This window comes from Rubripirellula amarantea (assembly GCF_007859865.1).
GTDB lineage: Bacteria > Planctomycetota > Planctomycetia > Pirellulales > Pirellulaceae > Rubripirellula > Rubripirellula amarantea.
Genome location: NZ_SJPI01000001.1, coordinates 3,100,717 through 3,126,865, shown reverse-complemented (window position 1 = coordinate 3,126,865; position 26,149 = coordinate 3,100,717). Strand labels below are relative to the sequence as shown.

General features: G+C 55.0%; 16 protein-coding genes, 1 tRNA gene and 1 pseudogene. 7 read left to right on the top strand and 11 right to left on the bottom strand.

The genetic code is table 11. The annotated features are described in order from the left end of the window. The first annotated feature begins 63 nt into the window (after positions 1-63). The gene (argJ, locus tag Pla22_RS11490) at positions 64-1,287 is read left to right on the top strand and encodes a bifunctional glutamate N-acetyltransferase/amino-acid acetyltransferase ArgJ (RefSeq protein WP_146514736.1); all 1,224 of its coding nucleotides are present in this window, start codon (positions 64-66) and stop codon (positions 1,285-1,287) included. A gap of 145 nt (positions 1,288-1,432) precedes the next feature. Here the strand turns inward: argJ and alaS are convergent, their stop codons facing one another. After that, on the bottom strand, positions 1,433-4,261 hold the full coding sequence (gene alaS, locus Pla22_RS11485) for an alanine--tRNA ligase (RefSeq protein ID WP_146514735.1): 2,829 nt from the start codon (positions 4,259-4,261) through the stop codon (positions 1,433-1,435). Between the two features lie 270 nt (positions 4,262-4,531). On the opposite strand from alaS, the gene Pla22_RS11480 reads away from it, so the two are divergent. The 5 genes from Pla22_RS11480 to Pla22_RS11460 all read left to right on the top strand — a co-directional run bounded on the left by Pla22_RS11480 (position 4,532) and on the right by Pla22_RS11460 (position 13,452). After that, on the top strand, positions 4,532-6,475 hold the full coding sequence (locus Pla22_RS11480; protein ID WP_146514734.1) for a proteasome accessory factor PafA2 family protein: 1,944 nt from the start codon (positions 4,532-4,534) through the stop codon (positions 6,473-6,475). A gap of 128 nt (positions 6,476-6,603) precedes the next feature. Then, on the top strand, positions 6,604-7,926 hold the full coding sequence (locus Pla22_RS11475; RefSeq protein ID WP_146514733.1) for an O-acetylhomoserine aminocarboxypropyltransferase/cysteine synthase family protein: 1,323 nt from the start codon (positions 6,604-6,606) through the stop codon (positions 7,924-7,926). A gap of 98 nt (positions 7,927-8,024) precedes the next feature. Beyond that, entirely contained in the window at positions 8,025-9,791 is a 1,767-nt protein-coding gene (gene metX, locus Pla22_RS11470; RefSeq protein WP_146514732.1) for a homoserine O-acetyltransferase MetX, read from the top strand. Next, positions 9,788-11,620, top strand: coding sequence for an ABC transporter ATP-binding protein (locus tag Pla22_RS11465; RefSeq protein ID WP_207310336.1), 1,833 nt, complete (start codon positions 9,788-9,790; stop codon positions 11,618-11,620). Before metX ends, Pla22_RS11465 begins: the two co-directional genes overlap by 4 nt. Further along, positions 11,617-13,452, top strand: a complete 1,836-nt coding sequence (locus tag Pla22_RS11460) for an ABC transporter ATP-binding protein (RefSeq protein WP_207310335.1) — start codon at positions 11,617-11,619, stop codon at positions 13,450-13,452. Before Pla22_RS11465 ends, Pla22_RS11460 begins: the two co-directional genes overlap by 4 nt. Positions 13,453-13,504: 52 nt before the next feature. On the opposite strand, the gene Pla22_RS11455 is transcribed toward Pla22_RS11460, so the two are convergent. The 9 genes from Pla22_RS11455 to infC all read right to left on the bottom strand — a co-directional run bounded on the left by Pla22_RS11455 (position 13,505) and on the right by infC (position 24,049). After that, positions 13,505-14,425: a serine/threonine protein kinase gene (locus Pla22_RS11455; protein WP_146514731.1), complete on the bottom strand. Its 921-nt coding sequence runs from the start codon at positions 14,423-14,425 to the stop codon at positions 13,505-13,507. Positions 14,426-14,745: 320 nt separating this feature from the next. Then, positions 14,746-15,720 (bottom strand): acetyl-CoA carboxylase, carboxyltransferase subunit beta, encoded by a 975-nt coding sequence (accD, locus tag Pla22_RS11450; protein ID WP_146514730.1) that lies wholly within the window; start codon positions 15,718-15,720, stop codon positions 14,746-14,748. 591 nt (positions 15,721-16,311) lie between these two features. Continuing rightward, entirely contained in the window at positions 16,312-17,811 is a 1,500-nt protein-coding gene (locus tag Pla22_RS11445) for a hypothetical protein (RefSeq protein ID WP_146514729.1), read from the bottom strand. 65 nt (positions 17,812-17,876) lie between these two features. Continuing rightward, the gene (locus tag Pla22_RS11440) at positions 17,877-18,455 is read right to left on the bottom strand and encodes a hypothetical protein (protein ID WP_146514728.1); all 579 of its coding nucleotides are present in this window, start codon (positions 18,453-18,455) and stop codon (positions 17,877-17,879) included. Positions 18,456-18,567: 112 nt separating this feature from the next. Further along, complete coding sequence (locus Pla22_RS11435; RefSeq protein WP_146514727.1) at positions 18,568-19,398, bottom strand: DUF4339 domain-containing protein; 831 nt, start codon at positions 19,396-19,398, stop codon at positions 18,568-18,570. 512 nt (positions 19,399-19,910) lie between these two features. Then, a complete protein-coding gene (locus tag Pla22_RS11430) occupies positions 19,911-21,578 on the bottom strand; it encodes a hypothetical protein (RefSeq protein WP_146514726.1) in 1,668 nt (555 codons plus the stop codon). Between the two features lie 9 nt (positions 21,579-21,587). Then, positions 21,588-22,373, bottom strand: coding sequence for a glycosyltransferase family 2 protein (locus tag Pla22_RS11425; protein ID WP_146514725.1), 786 nt, complete (start codon positions 22,371-22,373; stop codon positions 21,588-21,590). 310 nt (positions 22,374-22,683) lie between these two features. Beyond that, a complete protein-coding gene (locus Pla22_RS11420) occupies positions 22,684-23,502 on the bottom strand; it encodes a Nif3-like dinuclear metal center hexameric protein (protein WP_242631948.1) in 819 nt (272 codons plus the stop codon). 16 nt (positions 23,503-23,518) lie between these two features. Continuing rightward, positions 23,519-24,049, bottom strand: a complete 531-nt coding sequence (gene infC / locus Pla22_RS11415; RefSeq protein WP_146514724.1) for a translation initiation factor IF-3 — start codon at positions 24,047-24,049, stop codon at positions 23,519-23,521. A gap of 430 nt (positions 24,050-24,479) precedes the next feature. Between infC and Pla22_RS11410 the strand changes: the two genes are divergently transcribed. Next, positions 24,480-24,553, top strand: a tRNA-Val gene (locus Pla22_RS11410). Positions 24,554-24,906: 353 nt separating this feature from the next. Here Pla22_RS11410 and Pla22_RS25665 read toward each other — a convergent pair. Continuing rightward, a pseudogene (locus Pla22_RS25665) lies at positions 24,907-25,377 on the bottom strand (tyrosine-type recombinase/integrase); the annotation flags it as partial. Between the last annotated feature and the right edge of the window lie 772 nt (positions 25,378-26,149).

The window sequence follows — 26,149 nt, the reverse complement described above, 5'->3', positions numbered from 1 at the left end:
TTATTCGGCAACGTCAATTCGATGCCCAGTAGACACTTTTTCGCTTGAACAGGTCTCCCCATTATGACCGCAAATACCAATGCTCCTGAAACTTCCGACCTCGCTGACGACGTTCTGCCGCAGGGCTTTCGCTTTGCAGGCGTCAAAGCAGGAATCAAAGCAAGCGGCAAACCCGACGTTTCACTGATCGTTACGGACCGACCTGCCGTTGCTGCGGGCGTCTACACCACCAATCAAATTGTCGCCGCGCCGGTCGTCCTATGCCGCAGCCGAACACCCACCAGCAGTTTTCGCGGCGTGGTTATCAATAGCGGCAATGCCAACGCGTGCACCGGCGATCAAGGGGATCAGGATGCCGCGCGAATGACACAAATCGTCGCCGATCATGTCGGATGTCGCGCCGACGACGTGCTTGTGATGAGTACCGGGGTAATTGGCCACCAACTTCCGATGGAAAAAGTCGCCGCCGGGACGGTCGATGCGTACGGAAAACTTGCCGCGGGAGCCGAAGCATTCAGTGCCGCCGCGACCGCGATCATGACCACCGACGCTTTCCGAAAAGTCCAATGGGGTAACGTTACGATCGGCAAGAACACCTACAAGATCGCCGCGATGGCCAAAGGCGCAGGAATGATTTCGCCTAACATGGCGACAATGCTTAGCGTCGTGATCACCGACGCACCGTTGGACGAAAACACTTGTCAGTTTGCGTTGAAGATGGCAGCCGACGAGAGCTTTAATCGCGTCAGCGTTGACGGACACACGAGCACCAATGACACGCTATTGCTGATCTCTAGCGGAGAGGGCGAATCACTTTCCGGCGACGACCTTTCAACCTTCCAGCAAACGTTAAATGATGTCTGCATCCGCTTAGCCAAACTGCTGGTTGCCGATGGCGAAGGCTGTACTCACGTGCTAGCGATCGAAGTTTCTGGCGCCGCCAGCGACACCGACGCGACTCTGATCGCAAAAACGATTGCAGCGAGCCCCTTGGTCAAGTGTGCGATCACCGGCGGCGACCCGAACTGGGGACGCATCGTTTCCGCTGCGGGGTACGCGGGCCCAACGATCAATCCCAAACAAACATCGCTAAAGATCTGTGGCACGTTGATCTACGAGAACGGAACCCCGTTGCCGTTCGATGCCAAAGCTCTTAGTCAGGCAATGAAGGCTTCATCGGAAGTCCTGATCGAATTAGCCGTCGGCAAAACGGGTGCATCGGCGAAATACTGGGCGAGCGATCTAACGAACGACTACGTAAACTTCAACTCCGAGTACACAACGTAGCTATCGACACGCCCGGTTCTTGGGGCCGCGTCGATCTTACAGGTTCGCGTCTATAAAGCGCCGAGTGTTGATTTAGGCTTCGCGCTAATCCTTCGACATTCGCCGCAGCGATTCCACGCCTCGCCGCGGCGACTTGCCGGTTCACTTACGCGGTCAACTTCGCCTTCATCGACGCCATCGCTTCTTCGAGGGCCGCTGGAAGTTTCGCCGGATCTTTGCCGCCGGCTTGAGCCATGTCGGGACGACCTCCGCCACCGCCGCCAACCGCTTTCGCTGCAGCACCAACCCATTCCCCCGCCTTCAAGCCTCGTTCGACCAGCGAGTGGCTTAAACCACCAACAAGCACTACCTTGCCATCGGCGACAGATGCCAGAAGCACCGCTGAATCACCGTTGGACTTCTTGCGAATTTGATCAATCCATCCACGCATCAGGTTGGGATTGCCACCAGAGACTTCAGTCACGACCACCAAAGTACCGTCGACCGTTTCACCACTTGCGATCAAATCATCAATCGAAACCTTGTCACCTTCGCTGGCGGTTTTCAATTCACCGACTAGCTTTTCGCGATCAGCCAACAAGGCATCAATGCGATCGCCCACGTCGCCAATGGAAACATTCAATCGGCGGGTGATCGCTCGCACGGCAGTGCGAACGGCTTGATAGTCGTTGGTGTCAGTCGTTGATTTGCCGCCCTTGAATTGGAACGTATCGGAATGCTTGCCAGCCTTTCCGGATGACAGTTCCTTCTTCAACGTTTTCACGTCGTCCGTCAATGCAACGAGTGCATCAAGTGCTTGGCCGGGCTGACAACCAAGTTTGGAAGCAACCAGCGACAATAGTTCGCGAGTCTGAGCACGGTGTTCTTCGGCTCGGGCACCCGTGAGGGCTTCGATCCGGCGTGTTCCAGTGGAAACCGATTCTTCAACGACGACTTCGAACGCCTGGACTTGCGAGGTGTTGGTCAAGTGCGTGCCACCACAAAGCTCGCGACTAAAAGTACCCATCGATACCATTCGACATGGGTCCGGGTATTTTTCGCCGAACAACATCATCGCGCCGGCTTCGCGAGCCTCGGCAAGTGACACGGTGTCCCATCGAATCGGCTCGGCGTCTGACACCTTGGCAAGAACGTCGGTTTCAATTTTGGCCAAAATATCGTCTGGAATGGCCTTTGGATTCGTAAAGTCGAAACGCAGCCGGTCAGCTTCGACCTTGGACCCCTGTTGTTCAGCATGACGACCAACGTGATGGTGCAGTGCATGATGCAGAATGTGCGTGGCCGAGTGAGCACGGGCTAACGCCGTTCGATTTTCGACGTCAACCTTGGCTTCGCATTGATCACCCTCGTGGATCGCACCGCGGACGAGCCTGCCGTGATGAACGATCAACGAGGCATGTCGTTGGGTGTCGCGAACTTCGAAGGTAAAGTCATCGTTTTCAATCACGCCACAATCGCCAACTTGGCCACCCGATTCACCGTAAAAGGGAGAGTGATCGAGCACGATTCGCATCGGGTTATCACTGGGGCGATCAAGATGGGAAAGCAATTGCCCGTCGTCATCCTTGTCATCATCGCCCGTGATGATGCCCTTGACGATGGCTTTGGCGGACGTGTGTTCATAGCCGATGAAAGGCGTTTCGCGAAGAGATTCCTTCAACGTTTCGAGGGGACCGGTTTGGAATAACGCAACTTGACCGGCACCGCTGTCGATGCTGTGCTGGTCCATCGATTTGCGATAGCCTTCCCAGTCAAACGTAAAGTTTTGCTCGGCCGCAAGCGTTTGGACTAATTCAGGTGGCACGCCATAGGTTTTTTGCAGGTCCGCTGCGTCGTCACCGGGCACCATCGCCTGCGATTCGCTCTTCATATGAGTGAACAGTTTTTCGATTCGCTTCATGCCGCCATCGATCGTATCGAAGAACGCCTTTTCTTCGGCCTCAATCGCCTCGGCAACTCGAGTCGTAGTTTGCGAAAGCTCTGGGTAGGCAGCCTTTGAAGCATTAGCGACCGCTTCCACAAGCTTGTAAAGGAATGGCTCGCGAAGCTTCATTTGATATCCGTCCAAGACCGCACGACGAATCAATCGTCGAATCACATAACGAGCATCCTTGGCACCCGGGTACACATTCTCGTGAATCGTAAAGGCACTCGCGCGAGCATGATCGGTGATCCGGCGTAGTCGCCGACCATTGTCACTGTCGTAAACGTACTTCACCCCACAAACATCCGCGGCCGCTTCGACGATCGGGAACAAGCTATCGATGTGAAAGTTCGTGGGAACACCTTGCAAGACGCTCGCGGTGCGTTCAAGCCCCATGCCGGTGTCGATATTCTTGCTTGGCAACGGCAACAAATTGTCCGGCGGGTTCCCGGTTCGATTGAACTGAGTGAACACGAGATTCCAAATCTCGACATCACTGCCATCTTCCAGGTGGTAATAAATTTCACTGCACGGACCACAGACACCGTCGGGGCCTTCGCTAGGTGCCGACGCGGGCCAAAAGTTCTCGTCCTCGTCCATGCGGTTGATGCGAGATTCGGGCAGCTTGATCTTTTCGTGCCAAATCGAATGCGCCTCATCGTCATCCTTGTAGACGGTCACACTCAGGCGGTCCCCAGGGATGCCTAGCCATTTTTTGTCAGTCAGGAACTCCCAAGCCCAGTGGATCGCTTCTTCCTTGAAGTAGTCGCCAAAGCTGAAGTTGCCCAACATTTCGAAGAACGTGTGGTGGAACGCTGTCCGTCCAACATTGTCGATGTCGCCGGTGCGGAGACATTTTTGGCAGGTCGTCGCCGAGGTAAAGTCGAGCTTCACTTTGCCCAGAAAGTGATCCTTGAACTGATTCATGCCAGCCGGCGTGAAGAGAACAGAGTGGTCCCAGGCGGGTACCAGGACGTCGCTGGGGCACCGGGTGCAGCCCTTTGATTCAAAGAAGGCAAGGTACTTTTCGCGAAGTTCGTCAGTTTTCATAGGAGCAAAGTGCTGTTTAGTAGCGTGGAGGACGGTGCGACAAGAATTCCGTGACTGGCGAGAATCCAGTTTCAGGGCACTCCAGCGGAGGGAAACGAAGGTTCTCGCATTTGTCGCAGAGCTAGATAATATCGAAACAAGTGCTGTTCTTGGAATGTCCCTGAATTTGTCAATCGGCTCGGGGAAATCGCTCGCTACAATGAACGCACGATTGCCCGATCCCCAATAGCCCCCCAAACTCACTTGGCCGCTCCTGGTCGACCTGATTCGATGTCTGACGATTCGCGCTTGCCTCCCGACGATCAGACCGCCACGGATCATCCCGGCGAAGGTAAAGCCGCTGGTGAGCCCAATGCTGGTGACCAGAACGCTGGCGATCAGAACGCTGGTAGTCAGAAGGATGGGGTTAGCGACACCAGCGCCCCGGGGAGTGACCCAACCGGCAATGATCGCGACACCGTTCGATCGGGTAGCCGTAAAGCCAAAGCGTTCCGGCTCGATCGTCCGCTGGTGTCTCGCCTGATTGGGCTCGAAACCGAGTACGCGACTCTGGTTAACGACCCACAGAACCTCGATCGCGAAGATCTTCCGCCAGCCCGCTTGGTCTTTGAACAAATCTGTGAAGCGGTCCAGCGCGATCAACCCACCGTTGGCGGACTGTTCGATAGCGAACAATTGTTTTTGGCCAGTGGAGGCGCGATCTCGTTCGAATCGCATCCTTCCATGCACTCAGCGCCAGGTGGTTTGGTTGAAATCGCCACACCCGAGGTTCGCAATCCAACTGAACTGCTTTCCTGCCAGCGATCAATCGACGAACTTGCTTCGGAAGCTACGTTTGATTCAGAGACCAGTTTTGATTTGCGGATTCTGAAAAACAGCAGTGATGCTTTGGGGCACGTTTACGGCTGCCAGGAAAACTACGAAGCCGAAGTGGCCACAGGTTGGTTGCTAGTCGTGTACCGAGGCTTCATTGCTCTGCTCTGGTGCATGCAAGTGATCAGCTTGATGGTGGCAATGCCAATCATGTTGGTTCTTATCTCGCTGGTCGGCATCTCTCGGTTACTTAAATCGCGCAAAGACAAACTCGCCCAGGAAACAGAATTCCACGATTTTGACGACGACCCGTTACCACTAGACAATCGAGATGTCCTGGCGAGTTTGCCGACTTGGGTTTCGGGGCTGTTGATCCATTCGCTTCGCCTCGTTCATTTACCGACGGTGCTGGTGCTGGGGTTTGTCGCCAAACACATTGCATTTCGCAAACAACGGCATTATTTAGCTCCGATGTTGATTTCACGCGTCGCACTATGCGGGGCAGGCAACCTTGATCCCGACGGTTGTTATCATCTCAGCCCGAAAGCGATGGCGATTGATTCGGTTTCTCATATGGGCGGCTTTCGCGGCGAGCGACCGATCTTTGTGTTCGGACATTGGTTGGCTCAGTTTTGCGCGAAATCCTTTCTCTCGCTGACATCGACGCGCAGCATGTTTGCCAAACGGCAACGACTGCAAATCGGATTATCGGATTCCAACATGTCCGATTTGGCCGAGTACGTGAAAGTGGCTTCGGTGTCACTCGTGCTCGATATGATCGAATGTGGCTACGTGGAAGGCCTGCCGATCATTCGCCAACCGGTCGAATCGCTGCACCGGATCTCGTCGGACTGGAACTTGGTTTCTCGGGTCCCTACCAGCCGTGGCGAGATGACGGCATTGGACATCCAAAAGGTGTATCTCAATTTGGCCAAGCGGTTTGTTGACGATGCGCCGGCAAACATGCTCGGTGACGCCAAGCTAGTGCTATATCGCTGGCAAGAATTGTTTGATGCAGCAAACGCGTTTCGACAAAACGCCAACGACATCGACATGGCGATCGGCCGAGTAGATTGGTTAACCAAACGAAATCTGATCGACTCGCTCGGTGAAGAGGCTCATTGGACCGATCGAAAGAAAGTTGACCTGAGGTATCACGAGCTCTCTGAAGAGGGCTACTACTCGATGCTGATGGAATCGCGGCCCGACTTACGCCTCGTCACTGCCGAGCAAATTGACCGCCGTCGGCGATCGCCACCGGCCGGATCCCCCGCCGCCCGTCGTGGATGGCTCATTCGTGAGTTCGCCGGCAGCGATGAACCGATGCAAAGCGAATGGGCGTACGCCGTGATTGGACGGGGACGCAAGCGGCGCCGTGTCGATTTCGCCAAAGAAAGCTGATCCCCAACGGTTCAACTGGGCAATCAACCATAGCCAGATCGCGGTGTCGCGTGATGGTAACTCTTGCATTGAAACGTTACGCTTTGCGTTCTTGATTTACCTCCCTGCCAAACACAGATTGGACCCTGATGAGCGATTCTTCATTGCCTGAGAACATGAAACTTGGCACCAAAGCTTTGCACGCCGGACAAGTCCCCGATCCCACCACGAACAGTCGTGCTGTGCCAATCTATGCCACGACCAGCTTCACTTTCAACGATACCGATCATGCGGCTGCGTTGTTTGGACTCACCGAGTTCGGCAACATCTACAGCCGGCTGATGAACCCTACCGTTGACGTTCTTGAAAAGCGTTTGGCAGCACTCGACGGTGGAGTCACCGGGTTATGTTTCGCTTCAGGCCAGGCTGCGATCACCGCCGCCGTGTTGACGCTCGCACACAGTGGGCAAAACATCATAAGCAGCACGTCGCTGTATGGCGGAACTTGGACGTTGTTCAGCCAAACGTTGAAACAACTTGGTATCGAAGTTCGGTTCTTCGATCCGGATCGGCCTCAAGACATCCATGGGCTCGTCGACGAAAACACGCGTCTGGTGTACATGGAAAGCATTGGCAACCCGAAGAACGATGTGCCTGATTTCAAAGCTATCTCGGACGCCGCTCACTCAGCGCCGCATGGATCGCTCCCCGTGTTGTGCGACAACACGGTAATGACGCCGCTCTTGCTTCGCCCGTTCGAACACGGCGTCGATATCAATATCTACAGCACCACGAAGTTCATCGGAGGTCACGGCGTTCACATTGGCGGTGCCATCGTCGACAGCGGCAACTTCAAGTGGGCCGATCAACCTGAAAAGTGGCCAGAGTTCTGCGGTCCGTCGCCTTCCTATCATGGTGCCGTTTTTGAAGAACACCTGCGCCCGATGGGCAACATCGCTTACCTGCTTCACATCCGTACGCATTGGTTACGCGATACGGGCGGAGCGATGAGCCCGTTCGCGGCGTTCTTGTTCTTGCAAGGCCTTGAGACACTTCACCTTCGCATGCCTCGCCACTGCGAAAACGGAAAAGCCGTCGCTGAGTTCTTGGAATCACACGACCAAGTCGAATGGGTGAACTACCCCGGCCTGCCGTCCCACAAAGACTACGCTCGCGGTCAAAAGTACTTGCCCGACGGACAAGGTGCGATCATGGGATTCGGAATCAAGGGCGGCATGGAGGCGGGCAAGAAATTCATCAACTCGTGCAAGCTATGTTCGCATTTGGCCAACATTGGCGATGCGAAGACTTTGGTGATTCACCCAGCAAGCACAACGCACCAGCAATTGACCACCGACGAACAAAAGAAGGCCGGTGTCGTCCCCGAATACATTCGCATATCCGTCGGACTGGAAGACGTTTCGGACATTATCGCTGACCTGGAACAAGCCTTGGCGGCCGCGTCGGCCTAGGTGCCAAGAATTGGTCGCGAGTAGCTCGTTGGTTGCCGCTGAGTGCCTGCGTCGCGATGTGCAATGACGACTTCACCAATCCGCTTTTCTTGATCAACATGTCCTCGTCCCGCAACGCCAGCACCGACGACTTTCGCTCTGCTGCTCCTTTGCGCCATGCGAAGGAGATTCAGTTCGCCGGCCCCATCGAGCTGGAACTCGGTGGGCAGCTCGAATCCGTCACGTGCGCGTATGAAACGTGGGGCTCGCTGAACAAAGATCGCAGCAACGCCATCTTGGTCTGCCACGCGATCTCGGGGGACTCGCACGCGGCCAAACACGATGCGGATGACGACCCTGGTTGGTGGGATCGGCTGATTGGTCCGGGGAAACCCATTGATACGAATCGCTTCTTCGTGATTTGCCCGAACGTGTTGGGTGGGTGCCGGGGAACAACGGGTCCCTCGGATGTCATTCCAGGAAGTAATCCGCCCCAACGTTACGGAGCACAGTTCCCTCGCATCACGATCGGTGACATCGTGATGATTCAGCGACTTCTTGCGGACTCGCTTGGGATCGAAGCGTTTCGCGCCGTGATCGGAGGGTCACTCGGTGGTCATCAAGCGATGATTTGGAGCATTCGTTATCCCCAATCAGTGCAGACTTGCATCGCCATCGCTACCTCGCCACGGTTGACAAACCAAGCACTCGGTTTCGACGTAGTGGCCAGAAACGCGATTCAAACCGACCCCAATTTTTGCGACGGACAATACTACGACAGCGACCTTCGCCCGGACACCGGATTAGCCATCGCCCGGATGCTGGGACACATCACGTACCTATCAAGCCAAGCGATGGAGGCAAAGTTTGATCCTGATCGCCATGACCCTCGCCAATTTGCCTCCATCTTTGAGCAACGATTCAGCGTTGGATCGTATCTAGCCCACCAAGGTGAAAAGTTCACCACTCGGTTCGACGCCAACAGCTACGTCGCGATCTCGATGGCAATGGACTTGCTGGACCTGGGATCAAGTCGATTGCAGTTAATGGAATCGTTTGACGATTTGCGGTGCGATTGCTTGATTATATCTTTCAGCAGTGATTGGCTTTTCCCACCACGACAATCGCAAGACATCGTGGAAGCGCTTTCCGCGCTGGGTAAACCGGTCACCTACGCGGAAATCACGACCGACGCCGGACACGACGCGTTCTTAATTGATAAAGACATCGACCAATACGCCGGCTTGATCGAAGCCAAGCTTGGCACGCTCAGCGATCCTGACTCGCCACTAACGTTGGCGGAAGAGGCTATCTTGGAAATGGTCAGTCCCGACTCGTCGGTACTCGACCTGGGCTGCGGAGACGGACGACTCTTGTCGGCCTTGGCTGCTCGCGGCCACAACAGGCTTGTCGGTGTTGAGGTCGCCCAAGACGATCTCGTTCGCGCAGCAAAGCGCGGGCTCAATGTGATCGACTATGACTTAAATCAAGGTCTTCCTGCGTTCATTGATGGGCAATTTGACTATGTCGTCTTAAGCGGAACGCTCCAAGCGGTTGCGAATATCGAATCGCTGTTCGACGAAATGATGCGAGTGGGGAAGCATACGATTGTTAGCTTTCCCAATTTCGCGTACCGCGCATTGCGGGAAGACTATGTCATGCGAGGACGGTCACCCAAGGCCAACGGAGCCTTCAACTTCGATTGGTTCAATACGCCCAATCGGCGATTTCCGTCGATCGCTGACGTTTGCGACCTCTGCGATCAGAAAGGAATTGCAATCAAGTCGGAAATCTATTTCGACTCGGAATCCAATCGTCGGGTGAGCGCCATCGACGATCCGAACCTGAACGCTGACACAGCGATTTTGCTGCTATCGCCAACTTGAACGAGCATTCGCCCCCCACCGCGCTGACCAACGGCAAGGTCGTCCTGAGACTGCTGCAACTAGCCTGGGTCTATCGCGGCTGGTGCGCAGCGATGCTGGCGTTGCAGGCAATTTTGATGGGGCTGGCTGTCACGCTGGTTCAAGTGGGTGGCCTTGCCATCGACGTGATCCGCTTTCACGCTGGCAGCACCACGACATTGCCAACTTTGCCGTTGGAATTCACGTTCCCGGTGAGTTGGTCGCCGATGAAACAAGTCGTATCACTGGTAGTCGCGATGATCGTGATTGCGATTCTGCGAGCCGCCTTGAACTACGCATACGCAATTACATCTGGGACGCTCGTTCAACGCAAAATTGTCGTCGACCTGCGGGCGAAGGTGTACGCAAAACTGCAGCGACTCAGTTTGCGATTCTACAATGACCAACCCGCTGGCACGATTATCAATCGCGTGACCGGCGACGTCCAAGCTACTCGAATGTTCATTGACGGCGTATTGGTACAACTCTCGATCCTTGCCATGTCATTGGTCGTGTACCTGACCTTTATGCTGCGGATTCACGTCGGACTTACGATAGCCTGCTTGATTACGACTCCGATGATTTGGTGGATTAGCATTCGTTTTTCGCGAACTGTCCGGCCAATGTACGATCGAACGCGGCAACTTCTTGACGATCTCGTCCTTCGAGTTGCCGAAAGCAGCGACGGCGTGGCAGTGATCAAATCGCTTGGTCGCCAGGAAGCGGAAATCAAACGTTTTCATCAGGCCAACGATGCTGTCGAAAATCAGCAACAAGAAGTGTTTACCAAAGTGAGTCGGTTTGGACCGCTGGTTGGATTCCTGACTCAAGTCAATCTGGTGATTTTATTGATCTATGGCGGCTACCTGACGTCCATCGGCGTCTTGCCACTGGGAACAGGTTTGATTGTGTACGCTGGCCTACTGCAACAATTCAGCAATCAAGTGGGAAATCTTTCAGGTCTCGCCGGTTCGATTCAGGAGTCGTTGACGGGTGCTCGGCGAGTCTTCGAAGTGCTCGACGCAAGCGAGGAAGTCTCGCCGCCCGCTTCCCCTTGGACGCCGGATCGCGTTCAGGGCGAGATTGACTTGCACAGCGTTTGGTTCGAATACCAGACGGGGCAACCTGTGCTTAAAGACATTTCCATTCACATCCGCCCGGGCGAACGGATTGCGATCTTGGGTGCCGTGGGTCAGGGCAAGTCGACGCTGTTGAGTTTGATCCCGCGATTTTTTGATCCGCAGTGCGGTATCGTCGAAGTGGACGGCGTTGATGTACGACAATGGGACCTCAAAACGCTGCGACGCAGCGTCGGTTTGGTGCTGCAAGAACCGCTGCTTCTAAGCAACACGATCGGAGCGAACATTGCCTTTGGTGTTCCCGGCGCGACTCGCGAGCAAGTCAGGATGGCGGCACGTCTGGCGGCCGCCCACGATTTTATCGAAGAGTCACCGGACGGTTACGACACAATGCTAGGCGAATTTGGAATGTCGCTTTCGGGCGGACAGCGTCAACGACTGGCACTGGCCCGGGCGATCCTGACGGACCCGGCCATTCTGCTACTCGACGATCCTGTCTCCGCGATCGACCCCGAGACGGAACACGAGATCATGTGCGCTATGGAAACTGCGTCAGCAGGCCGAACCACGCTAATTGTCGCGCACCGACTTAGCACGTTGCGAGGTGCCGATCGAGTGTTGGTGATGGAAGGCGGATCGATCGTCCAAGAAGGGACGCACTCTGAACTTGTCCGACAAACGGGACCGTATCGATTGGTAGCGCAAAGCCAAGGGATTGAGGTGACCAATTGAGCAACGCAGCATTCCCTCCCATGGTCCGCGTGGTGCGAGACCCCGAAGCCGATGCCGAAGCAAGACAGCGTCCACTGTCGCTAGCGTTGGTGCGGCGATTGTGGGCATTGATGCGACCGTATGCGAAGAAACGCAACACCCTCACCGCGCTTGTGATCATGCGGTCGATGCAATTGCCTGCCCTGGCATGGGCAATCGGCGCAGTCATCAACGGTCCGATTACCCGGGGAACGATGGGTGAAAACAATCAGTTCCCAGCCATTCTTCTCGGCGCGATTGGCGTGCTTGTCTTAGCTGCCTTCACGCAGATCACTTTTGTCTATCGACAAAGATTTGCATTGGAATTAGGCGAAGCTATCGTTCACGATTTACGTGGCCAAGTGTACGAGCATCTGCAAAAGATGCCGATGCAGTACTACGCCAAAACGAAGACGGGCCGAATCATTAGTCGCATTACTAGTGATTGCGATTCTGTTCGAGTTGGCGTGCAGGACGTGCTGTTTGTTTCTTTGGTTCAAGGTGGCCAAATGATCGGCGCGATGATCGTGATGGCTTGGTACGACCAGCCATTACTGGGCATCGTGGTCGCCATGAGCCCCGTGATGTGGTTGATCGGACGTGTGATGCGGTCGCGACTGAGCCAAGCCTATCGTGATATGCAAGAAAGCTTTAGCCGAGTCACATCGACGATCGCGGAATCGGTCGCTGTCATCCGAGTCACCCAAGCCTTGGCTCGCGAGGACGTCAACGCCGATTTGTTTCGCGAATTGACCAGCGACCACGCCGAATACAACATGAATACCGTGCGTGAAGGAGGCCGCTTGATGCCGCTCTTGGAACTAACGGGTCAAATCTCAATGGGGTTAGTGTTAGTCGTCGGAGCCTATCGAGCGATCATCGCCGCCGACCCCATGCCGGTCGGTGACTTGATTCAGTTCTGGTTCCTGGTCGGGCTATTCTTCAGTCCCATTCAAGTGCTTGGCAATCAATACAATCAAGCGCTCTCTGCGATGGCGGGTGCCGAACGAGTATTTCGATTGCTCGACACCCAACCGGAATGGAGTGACGTTGAAAACGCAACGGAATTACCCTCAACCGTTCAAGGCGATTTGTCGGTCGAGAACGTTACATTTGCATACGAACCCGGACGTAATGTGCTACGAGACATTTCGTTCGATGCTCCCGCTGGTTCGATGATCGCGTTGGTTGGTGAAACCGGCAGCGGAAAATCAACGCTGACCAACATGATCGCTCGGTATTACCTACCCGATTCGGGCGTGGTAAGGATTGATGGCTACGACATTCGACAACTCACTTCGCGATCACTCGCCAAGGTCGTATCAGTCGTGCCTCAGCAAAACTTCTTGTTTACCGGAACCGTGGGCGAAAACATTCTTGCCGGTCGAGAGGGCGCTACGATCGAAGACGCCATCGCGGCGCTGCGATCGCTCGATTGTGAATGGCTGCTCGACGACCTGCCCGAGGGCCTCGACACGCAAGCCGGATCGCGCGGCGGGCGAGTGTCGCTGGGACAACGGCAATTGATTTGTTTCGCTCGTGCAGTGGTCGCGGATCCGCGAATCCTAATTCTTGACGAAGCCACCAGCGCCGTCGACACGATGACCGAAATGCGAATTCAGCACTCACTGGGACGTTTGCTTGAAAGTCGAACCAGCATCGTCGTCGCTCACCGCCTAAGCACCATCAAATCAGCAGATCAAATCTTAGTATTCGATCACGGCCGGATCGTCGAGCATGGAAAACACCAAGACTTGATGACAAAATCCGGCATATACGCAGCACTCTACGAACGCTTTGTTTCCCAAACTTAGCCGCCAAGTTCCTACAGCGGTACCGCTGCATAACAGCCCTTCGCGTTTGCGACTACGAGACTTCGGGTTTGTCGGTGAATGTTTGCTTGACGTCTCGGATCGAGTGCAAGAACATGTCCATGCTAGCGGTCCGATCATCTACGTTCGGATTGAGTGCGTGCATGATCGCTTTTGCCAAACGAGGATCAACCGTCGGACAAAGATCCACCAGTTGCTTCGAATCGGCGGTGTCATGTTGCAACGCCGCGCGACCGTTGAGCATTTCGCTTTGCCAAGGATGCTCAAAGGCGACCAAGCAAAAACACGTTACCCCGAACGAGAACACATCGACTCGCTTATCCGTGGGACGACGACGGACAATCTCGGGCGACATGTACAAGGGTGTTCCGGTGCGGTTTCCAGAAACCATAAACGGCGCCGTCGCAGGCACGGTAAGGCCAAAATCAATTAGCTTGGTGAGGGTATTGTCTGGGGTACAAATGAAATTGCGAGGACAAATGTCGCGGTGAATGAACCCTTGATCATGAACGTACTTGAGAGCCTCGGCCATGTCGCGGATCATCCGCAAACGCTTGCCGGTCACGTGGTGCTCTTGTTTTTGCACAACGATATTTTGCAAACTCGGGCCGCCGATATATTCCATCACGATCACGGGTTCGCCTTTAGGCGAAACACCAATCTCGTAAGTCTCGACCACCTTGGGATGCTTCATCAACATCGCAATTTGGCCTTCGGTCGGTTTGTTGAGACCCTTGAAGCGAGCTTCAAAGAGCTCGTATTTTTCGATGTCAAGAATTTTTACGCCAACCATGCGGTCGTTGTGCATTCGGTCTTTGGCGACGAAGAAGTTCGCCATCGTTCCCGTGAACGCCGTTCGCGTGCGATGGAAACGTCCCTCAACATCGATTCGCCCGGTGGTCTTCGCACCACCGGAAGATTTGAAAGCCGACTTGAGCGAATCAAATAGGGACATGGAAGGCTGGCGTCAGATATCAGAGGATAGATAACAGGAAACAGGAAACAACGCTTCAGAAGCGTTGCCCAACCGATCGACAGTGAGCTGCAAACAATGCGGCCATTGGTAACAGTGTCACTAGCAGCAACGTCACTGGTATTTGTGGTCACTGCTGAAAGGACACGAATAGCCAGATCTTCGCTGGCAGGTCACTAACCGCGTATCGCTAGCGATCGACCATCAACGCCCGAACTCACACGCTTCTAGTCTACTACAAAGCTGACAAAAACGCTCTGGCGGACCCCTAGATCCTTGTTCCTAGTCGCTGTTGCGACTTGCTACTTCCCGCAATAGTCGATTGTGCGGGCAATTTCGGTTTTGAGGTTTTTGCGCGGCACGATCCGGTCGATGTAGCCGTGCTCGAGCAGGAACTCGCTCGTTTGGAATCCTTCGGGCAATTCGATCCCGATCGTGGCCTTGATCGTTCGGGGGCCAGCAAACCCAATCAAAGCCTTCGGTTCAGCGAAAACCAAGTCGCCCAGCGAAGCAAAGCTAGCTGCCACGCCGCCCATCGTTGGATTGGTCAGAACGCTAATGAACAATCCTCCCGCCTCGTCATAACGAGCCAGAGCAGCGGAGACTTTTGCCATCTGCATGAGCGACAGAATGCCCTCGTGCATTCGAGCTCCGCCACCCGAGGCGCTGATGATGATCAGCGGCAAGTTCTGAGTGGTGGCGTGTTCAATTAACCTCGCCAAGCGTTCGCCCACCACACTGCCCATCGATCCCATGATGAACGCTGAGTCGGTAATCGCGATGGCAACGCGTCGAGCTCGGATCATGCCGGTGCCGGTCAGTGCAGCGTCGGTTAAACCGGTACGCTTTTGTTCGCCGATCAGCCGGTCAGCGTATTTGCGACGGTCCGAGAACTCCAGCGGGTCCGTCGGCCGCAAGTGCTCATTCATCGGCTCAAACGTGCCATCGTCGAGGACCTGGATGATCCGTTCTTTGGCCGAGACATAAAAATGATGCTCGCACTTCGGGCAAACATTTAGATTCTGCTCAACAGCTTTTTTGTAAACCGTCGACCCGCAACCGGGACAACGAACCCATTTTCCCTCGGGCACTCCGCGCTTCTTCGGAGCCACGACTTGAGTGTCGTCGCCTTGGCTGGCGGAACCTGAGTTAGCCGCAGCCGACGCGGCGTTTCGCGCAGCCACACTGCCCGAGACAGCCTCACCGCTGGGAGCAGAAGCGCCAGCGGGCGGCGTCAACGAAGCACGGTCGGACGAATCAGAATCGACGGTGGACATACAACGCTTGATGCAGGAAAAGGGAAGGTCCCAGAAATTGGATCCCAGATTCTGGGGTGACCGAGTTCTAGCCTAGCCAAATTGACCAGGAAAACCCGCCAAAATTATTTCTTGCGGTGACGGATTTTGGCTCGCATACGTCGTTTTTTCCGCCCAACTTTTCGCCGACCTTTTCCCGTTCGTTTAGTACCCACCTAGTGAATTCTCCATGATTTTTCGCCATTCGCGGGCATCCGCGAGGCATAAGGAAGCAAATCGCACGGCAAAAAGACGCCGCACGCCATGATTTTCAATCGGTAGCCTACCAGAATGCCGGTTTCGAGCAAGCTGGGAATGCATGCTTCGACACTCAGGTCGGCGAGATAAGAAATCAAACCGCTTCGATCAGTCAAAACATGACGGATCGGCTGAGCCTCGATTATCTGGTTCTCATGCTCAAACCTAGCCCAGAGAGCAAAACGCGGCCCTCGTCATCTTACCCCCAGGCTCAACGAGACTCACCGCGGCTCACCTTCAACCATTCAGAATCGCTGGCAATCAGCGAGATTCACTGGCAATCACTGAGCCCCCAACGACTCACTGAAGCCGTATCTACATTTCCACATCGCGGGTGTACACCGCCAACGCTGTTTCGAAGGTCTCGGCGCTGATCTTGAAATCTGGATGCGCGTCCGTGTGACGATTGCAATGGTCAACCAACACGCGGTACAAGAACCGAAACAAATGCCGAGGAACTCGCAACGATTGAAACGCCGACAGCATCCGTTCATAGCTCACATCGGAAGCGAACAAATCTCGCGGCTCCGGCGTGCTGTTCTCGCCCGCACACGCCAGCATTCGGGCCCTGGCCAAGTCATAGAGAGCTTCGCCGGTCCATTGAAACGCCGGGATCACGTTCTGCTTATCCATGCGAGCGCGCTCATGGAAGTCTCGCGTCTCGCGTTCAATATCGCGGTGCAATTCTTGAGGCAAGAACAACTTGAATCCAATGCCAGGGTGCTTGAGCAACTTGTTGTCTAACATCGGCCACACAAATCGCTGCATCAATTCCGCCTTACCGCCAGTCATATGAGGTTCATCGACGCGATCCATCAACACTACGATTCCCGAGTACCCAAGACGTTCGAGGATTGCGCGAAACTTGTTTAGCAATTCGTAGCGATCGTCAGTACGTTCGTAGCGAGGCAGCGGTTGCGATGCGAGTTCTTTCATCGGAATACCTTGAAGCGCCGTCCGAAGTGGCCCGATTTCTCGTTTGCCCACTCGCATGTGACGACGAATCCCAATTGCCGCAATTTGGTTCTTGATGGTCTTGATGAAGTACGGCAATCCGCCCAACAACGTAATCCCAGGCACCAACCACAACACATGATTCGATACCGGTTCCGCGTCCACACCACGGTCCCGCAGAAACAACCAAGCCACCAAGCCGATCGAAGCAAAGAAGCTCACCATCAACAGCGCCAGCGGTAACTTGGTGACAAAATTACCGTACCGCAATTTACGGCGAAGATTGTTCCAACGTGTCGCAAAAGAGGATGCGGTGGATTGATCGTACGCAGTCGCCAACAACAACATGTCGCGGGCCGAGGTGCGGTCGAGCGACTTCAAGCTCTTGGCACTAACCGGATTCCCCACACGTGCATTGTCGTCTTCGGACTGCAAGATACGATCGACAAGCTGGGTTACTCCCAAGCACATGATCGCGTCCATGTGGTCCCACAACCGCCAAGCGTCGAGCACTTTCTCGGGCTTGCGATTCGTCCGACGACTCATCCGTTCGCAGAAATGATCTAAGAAAGGATTGAAGTCGTCATAACGAATGACGAACACGCGTTGGCCTGGATTTTCTTCGTTGTACCGATGCAGGTGACGATCAATCTGCAATCGCATCGCGGTTTTGCCGCTGCCCTTAGGCCCGAAAACAATCGATGTCGATGGCTCCTTGGGATCGCCATAAACTTTGTCCCAAATCGGATGGTACGCGCTACTGATGCAGTGCTCTTTGAACACTTGGTCGGTTTGCGCGTCTTCTTCGGCGAAGGGATTTCGTACAATCCCGTGGTGCTCCAAGAAACTCTGGATATTCATGAGTGCTAAGACAGGGTGAAAGGGTGCAACGATTCAAGGAGCCAATGGGACAGTTCGACTTGGCACTACTCGGACTTTTCGATGCTCTTAACCATTTTCAGGAAGGCATCGCGATTCGCTTTGACGGTCGACTGAGGCCCGATCATCTTGACGAAGAATAGTTTGCCGGTGGGGCTTTCAAGGATAGCACCTGTCATGCCGTAATCCTTTCGATTGACTACTTTTCCGCCAGCAAACGGTCCGCCGCCCATTCTTTCCGAGAAGTTTCCGTTCGTATCGACCACGTGAATCTTCCACTGCCCGGCATCCATAACTTCGACCTTCTTCGCGGCATCATCACCGCCGGTGAATTGCCCTTTCCAACGAGCGATGTTCGGCTGCACGCCACCGCCACTGGCCATCATGGTTACGCGAGCAACCTTGGCATCGTCGCCTTCACCTTCGCTAGCTTGGAATTCGTGCTCCAGAATCATTGATTGGGGTTTGACGCGTTTGAAGTCCGCAGGAATCTGCATCGTCACTTCGCCAAACACACTTACCGTTTCTGACTTTTCAGCGGTTGCTGGGTCAGCAAAGGCCGGCGACATGGCCGCGACGACGAAACAACTGGTTAGCAGCATCAATAGCGGGATCGAACGAAGCATTAGGTATCTCCTAGTGGAGTGAACTGGGGGGAAGATTCAGGCTCAACTACTGTAGTGAATCGGGTCTAAGCCGGGTACGGGAGGGACCTCAACCAGGTTCAAACGAATCCCGCTACGGGCGAACCATCAAGTAAACCAGCGTGCCCAAGAGTGCTAAAGCGATAAATGCCAGTAGCACGATCATCATGATTCGACGGCCATTTCGCTCACGCCGCACTGTCCCCACTTCCGCACGCCCACTCAACGAAGGCGGTTCGGCCGTTGCAGGAATCGGGGAAGGCACTTGCGATGCGGCGTCGGGGGTGACTGATCGCACAACCTCGGGAGCATTTGAGGGGGTGGTCGCATGACCGTTGGCAGCGACAACCGACTTAGAGGGTGACGCCGTTCCGGAATCTCCGCCGGTTCCCGCACCGGGGAAACGTGTCGCCAAACCGGGTAACGTTTCACTCGCCGCACGCCACTGCGGCCATCCATCTCGCCACAGCAGTGCTGACGCTGCGACGCGACCTTCGTCAATCCACTGTCGCAACACGTCCGAGGTCGCTGGCCCATACTGACCACCACTTGGCGGACGGACGTACCAGGTCGCCTCAGGATCGTCCATCAATAGATCCGCCGGAGTCGCCTGAGAAACCTGGGCGGGCTGAGCTGCCTGAGCTGCCTGAGCAGTTGCGACTGAGGAATTACTTCCGCTGGAGGACCCCTTCAACGATTCCGACGAACCGTTGGGTGCTAGCGATGCGTTGATCGCCGAGGCGCGTTCCCTTGAAGCGGGAAGCTGCTTGGCTGACGAATCGACCAACGGCGAAGATTGAGGCGCATCTTCTAAGGGAATCCGGAACTTGATCGAGCATGACGGGCAAACGCCGCGTTTGCCCGCAAGGTCTTGCTTGATGTTCAACGACTTACCACATCCGTGGCAAGCAAATCGAATGCCCATGGAATTGATGTCCGGAACACAACGAAGAAAAGTAGATGAGATAACCCTATGGCAGATGCCCGCAGGGCTTTGCAGTTCACCCAGGATAATCGATCAGGGCCAGAAAGGTGACGCATCGGACCGAAAGAGCTGGTAAACGCTAACGCTTAAGCCAAAGAATCCGTGTTCGTGTTTTTCAGAGGACTTTCTGTGCTGACGTGCCGATCTCTTAAGTAGACCGCCGGGACTGGCGTGTCTTTCTCAACGAACGCCGCTAAATACCGCGACGCTTCGGGCCATGGAACGGGCCAAACGCACCCCCCCGTTCACTCTCTATTGAGGCCCGAACAATGAATGTTGATGCTTTCCACGCTGCACTCGGTCTCACGTTTACTTTTGTCTGGTTGTTCGTCGGCCAGATCCTTGTCGGCAATCGTTAGACGCACCACTCCGTCTAGCGACGTCATGTGACCGCATAACGTTTCAGCGCCATCAAACTGCGACTTTCCCATGAGCTCGAACGGCTTGCCGATTCACAAAAGCTTGCGATAAGTCTCAAGCAGATACTGCAGCGGGAAAACGCAGAACGGATGCTCTCGGCTTGACTGCACCAAATCGCCGGCGGCTTCCTGCTTGGCTTCCACTAACAACTCGCGCCACTGGGACGTCAGATTCTGCAACGACTTGCTCAATGCAGCGTTAATCGAAGCGACCTCGTCGTGCCAAGCCTTACTTGGTCGGGTATCACTGAGCTGCGAAATCAATGCTTGCTTGCGACCGATTAGACCCGAGTCCATGTCGACCTGATCGGCAAATCGCTCTGGCTGATAAACAGCGTCTCGCAATTGTCGAGTCAGCTTTTCAATACGCTCAACTGCGTTACCACGGTGCGCCCCTGGTAAATTCACCGTTGCGGAAATGACCATGAACTGCGGTGGCTTCACTTCAAAAAACCGCTCGATGATTTGGTCGCCCAATTGATCGTACTTGCCGCCTCCGATTCCGTGCATGAACAAGTCGCTCAGTACCAAGCGGGCGTACATCGTCGTCACTAGTGCTCGCGGGCGAATCTTGAAATCGGGATTCACTAGATTCGCCAATTGTTCCGCCGCAAGTTTGCGCATGCGAGTGTCGATCCGGATCACTCGAGCTCGATCATCAGGCTCGATCGTATCGGACAACACCAATGTCTCGCCTTCCATCTTGACCCAAGCCGCCTTTCGCTGCGGATCATCGTTGCCAAAGATCCACATCGGCGCCTCCCACCAATCACCTTCACGTGACAAATTAGGGACGGGGTGAGCTGAGCTGCGAATCCCATGTGCACGGCGATAAGCGTCGGTGCACTGGTTGTAGTCGTCATGAAACTTCGGCAACTGAGTCAATATCGCCAACGCAAACTCAGCGAACGCGGCACCTCGACACAGAACACTTAGAGGCAACTCAAGCGTTTGCAATCCAATCTCGCCCTCAAGCCCATGACGGGCCTGAGCTAACGCGCAACCAGCCACGCCGCATCGACCAATCGCTTCGAGCGCATGTCGCCACAACTGACGCACACAGGGCTCACCGAACTCAGCCGACGTTTGCCCCATGGCACTAATCACGGCATCATCGAAATGATCAAACACCTGGCGGTCACGAATCACGGTTTGCTCGTAGGGTACGCCGCCACCCGCCGTATCGTAGGGAACCGTTACTCGCGACCGTCCACCATCGACGGGAACTCGAATCGAAGAGCCAGGAGCCACGTCGTTATCAATTACCAAATTTACCGGAATCGCATGCTGCCCCTGATCCACTTGATTGAGCTGGCGACCAATGTGATCAAGTGCGAAGTTCTTGAACCACACCCCTGGATGAAAAAGGGCTGGTTGATGGCCCGCCATGATGATCGAGATTTCCGCAGCGTCGCTGTTGGCCAAACGTTCTCGAGCCCACGTGACATCGCGGTAGGCCGAGGTGTAACGAAGCGAATCTTCCAGCATCTGGCTCCGCGCTCGCGACCGTAGCGACGTAAAAAAATCACCATACTGATCCAACAACTCTCGGTTGGCTTTCACCATCGTGTCGGCTTCATCTAATCGTGGATCGATTAACGCTTCGCCATGCTTCGATGGCGCGCGGTAATCTCGAAAGCGAGACTCGCTTTCATCCTCGACTAATTGCGTTTTCGGATTGGCCAACTTTCCAAGATTCATCGAACTCGTCTACCCAATCCGGCTGTTCACAGCCAGTGATGCATCGCGTGATGGAAACTCGCATCCCAGCGTTGCTGCTTCCGCAATCGCATCATCGAGCACTTGGTGGTAGTAACGCAATCGAGTCTCGGAATGATCAAGCGAACCACCGAACGATCTTTCCAAATCCAAATAGATCAGCGGTACCGGAACCTCGATCACATCGAGTCCGGCCGCCGCCGCTTGCACCCACAACTGAAGCGGCATCGCATAACCGGGATCTGTGATCCGAAGTTTTTTTAACGCATCGGTGCGATAAGCTTTGAATCCGCAGAAGGCGTCAGTCAAATCGAATCCCAAACGCTGGTTTAATTCGCCTGTGATGCGACGATTGATAAACATTCGCTCGGGCGGGGGCGCATCGTCGCCCTCATATTGTTTCAAGTACCGACTACCTGAGACGATGTCTGCGCAGGCCGCGGCATCAATGAAACGAGGAATTCGTTTAGGTTGATGTTGACCATCACAGTCCAAGGTCACCAAGCCTTCGTAGTTCCCTTGGATAGCATGTTCAAACGCGGTAATGAGGGCTGCACCGTAACCGCGATTCTGATCGTGACGGACGACCTCAACATCAGAACGTGTCGCTAGGACCTCCGCCGTTCCATCGCTCGAACCATCATCAACCACCAGTACGTGATCCGCGTACTGCACCACTTCGTCCAGCACCGAATTGACGTAACCAACTTCGTTGTAAACCGGTAAGGCGACGAGCCAACGACGATCGCTAGGATTCCTGTGTTCTGATCGAGCCATCAATTAACCTTCAAAAGAAATAAAGACGCCAGTTTAGCGCCTGTCAAAATGGCTCTTCGGTGGCCATCGAATTGTACACGCAGAGCAACCGGCGTTCCAAGAATGCGGAAAAATGCATTCCCAGCGAGGCGAGTGCTACCCTATAGTCGCCGGAACGCTCCGCGGTCCGCCATAAGACATCGCCAACAAACGCCGCTAACCAAGATCGCTACCGAACATGGGAGCCGACGACTGGCACGCACGAGTGAGCGTTTCCCCCCTCGCTTGAACCGACGCGTTCCAATACGTGTCGATAGGCGCAAACGAATCGTTAGACCCGCACGACGGGGTCACTCTCGTTGCGGCTTGCCCAAACCTCAATTCCGTCAAGCTCGTCGGCCATCCGAGTCGCTAACCACTCCATGGCAAACCGCTCGGACGCATAGTGCCCCATCATCGCCAAGCCAATACCCATCGAGCGTGCTTCCAAGCATGTGTGAAAGGTTGCCTCGCCAGTGATCAAGGCTTCGCACCCGCGTCGCTTGGCCGCGGCAAGAAAACTACCGCCACTGCCGCAGGCGATTCCGATCCGTTTGACCAGCCGTTCTTCGCCGCCAACCATCCGCGGCGCACTGGCACCAACCATGTCGGCAGCCCGCACGGTCAACTCCTTCATCGAAACGGGTGCCGGCAAGTGACCTAAGCGACCGGCTCCCTCGCGTTTCGTTCCAACCAATGCATCGGAGGGCACCAAGGGTTCAACACTTTGCAGTTCAAGCAAATCAGCCCATCGCTGATTGATTCCCACCGCCGCAGAATCAAAGGCCGTGTGAGCGCTATAGATGGCAATGCGAGCGCCAAGCAAACGCCACAACATTTCGCCAGCAACCGTGTCAGTGGTGATCTTTCCGAGCGGCTTGAACGGCAGCGGATGATGCGCCACGATCAAACCGACTCGCGATTCGATCGCTTCATCGACCACGTCGGGGGTGATCGTCAAACAAGTCATCACCCGCGAAACAATCACCTTGCGGTCGCCCGCCAGCAAACCGACATTGTCCCAATCCTCCGCTAGGCGTAGCGGAGCGATTTGAGTGAGGGTCGAGCAGATGGTTTCCAGTGGAAGACCAGGAATGGCACCAGCACACACGAACGACGGGTCCGAACTACTTCGGCGCGATCATCGCAATCATGCGACGACCGTGCTGCTGAGGCGGTGTTTCCACCTTGCCAAATTCGCTGAGCTGTTCGATCGCACTCTGCATGACCTTACGGCCTTCTTCGATGTGAGCCATTTCGCGACCGCGGAACAGCACGCTCACTTGAACCTTGTCTTTATGCTCAAGGAACTTCTGGGCTTGGCGGATCTTGGTGCGAATGTCCTCATCACCCGTCTTCGGACGTAGACGAATTTCCTTCGTCTTGGTGTGGGACTGCCCCGTGTTTTTCTTCTTGTTCTTCTCGTACTTGAATTTGCCGTAGTCCATGATTCGACAAACCGGAGGCCGCTCACCAGGAGCGACTTCTACGAGATCAAGACCGGCATCGCGAGCGCGCTGAAGCGCATCTTCGGTAGGAAGGATGCCAAGCTGTTCTCCGTCTTCACTGACGACCCGCACGGGGGTAATTCGGATGTTAGCGTTGATTCGCGTACTATCACGCGTTTCAGGTAGTTGGTTTCTGCGAGCTAATGCCACTAAAAGCGTTCTTCTCCGGCCGGTGGGCTACCAGCACAATTTAAAAAGGAAATGAGCACCCCATCAGGCAGCCTTGCCGCAAGCAAAGCTTCACCGTTGGAATGCGTGAGCGAGGATGACCACCGGGCTTAATTGCACCGATTCGGGACCCGACTGCACCAAAGCGTGCGGAGTCCCTGTCAACCCCAAACTTCCGAAAGTATCCGACGCGGGGGTGGTAAGCGTCAACAGCGAATTGCCGGAAATAGTAAGAATTGCGACCTTTGTGCCGTCTGGAGAATCCAAACCGGCTGATCAGACCGACTTGACGACTCGGCAAGACCTGCACAAACTACTCAGCCCAACGAAAGTTGATTTCGCAGCAGCCCGAACCGGCCGCGAGCCGAAATCAACAATCCGGACTGACCACCAGTCCCAGCGACCCCAAATCGGACGATTAGCTCAGTTGGTTAGAGCGCCACGTTGACATCGTGGAGGTCACAGATTCGAGTTCTGTATCGTCCATTGCCGAAAACCCCGTAAAACCCAGCGTTTTGCGGGGTTTTTTCGTGTTCTGGCCCTTCGTTCTGGGCTTCATTGGTTTGGTCAGGAATGGACAAAAACGGACTATTTTGACCCTCCTGGACTGCATCAGGTGCAACCAGTGGTGCAACCATTCGCGGGCCAGCTTCGGCGTCCGTTTGCTGTGTTTCGCCGGGCCGATCATCCCCTAAGCCGTCCGGTTTTGGCTGTTCGGTGTCGTCGGCAATCGGCAGCGATGGCAACGCCTCGACCGCTTGGGCAGTGTCCAATAGCCGAGCATCGGTGTAGGTGCCCATCGTCAGGCTGATGTTGCTGTGTCGCATCGCGGCTTGGGCAACGCGGGGTGCAACGCCCGCGATAGATAGGTGAGTCCCGAAACTGTGTCGCAAGGCATGAACGTGGACGACTCGATCGTCCACCGTCTTTTCGATGCCAGCGGCTTCCAGGTCGCGGTTGAGAATCCGCAGGATGCCATCGGGCACCGTGAACACTCGGTCGGATCGGTCGCGCCCCGCAACCCACTTGCGCAAGTCAGCGGCCAAATCCAAACGCAATGCGATTTCGGACCCGGCTCGGTTCTTTTCGTTGTCGTGCTTCAACTTGATGCTGGGCACTTCCTTGAACAACAAGTCGCCCACGTTCAGCGTTCGCAGTTCGTTGGCCCGTAACCCGGTCAGCACCAGCGTTTTGTAGATCAATGCCCTTTCGCGTCCGAGTCGCTCGAGTTCGCGGCGGCGATCGTCGGGAACCTTGGCAAGCAACTGACCTTTGTTCGGTCCCCGGTAGATCGTCCGAGCGTGAATCATCGGTCGCGTTCTTGCAGCTTCCAATAGCTTCACCAATTCGGCTTCCGTCAATGCCCGGGCCTCCCGGCGGCGTTCGGCTTGTTCGTTCAGCCGCGTCATGCCATCGAAAGGGTTAGCGATCAAACGCTTTTCGCCGTTAAAGTGAGTTTGCTTTCGGCTTTGCCGTTTGCCTATGCACCAATTGCCGAACACCATCCAAGTTTCGCGGTAGCCGTTGTAGAGCGATGCCGAAAGGTTACGGTCGCCTTTACGTTGCTCGGACAACCACTTTTCTAGCCGATCGACCGACAAGTCTGACAACGTGCGAAACCGGCAAGCGTCGGAGGTTTCGTAGAGCTTCGTTTTGTAGTGCTTGACCCGGTCAACGTGCGTCCCTTTTTGACGTTGGTATTCTAAGAACGCTTCGATGTGTTCAGCGATCGGTGTGCCAGCGTGATCGGCAATACGGTCTTGATCTGGTGACTTAATCTTTGACTTGACGTGTTCGGCCCGTGTCGTCAAATCATTCAACACCGCCAACGCCGATTGCTTGTCTTTGCATCCCGTCGCGACTTCTTGGACGACCCCTTCCCCGTCGCGGTACTTCGCCGTCCACGTTGCCGCTTCGGTTCTGATTCGTGGCGTTCCGCTTTTGCCGGTGGTCACTTCGGCGGTTCGTTTTTTGCCGCGTCGGTCTTTCCATTGGGCAATCTGCTTGCCGTTGCGGGTGACAATCTTTGCATCGGTCGGCATAGGCCGGGTGACGACTTTTTTAATTAGCGTTCCCATCAGT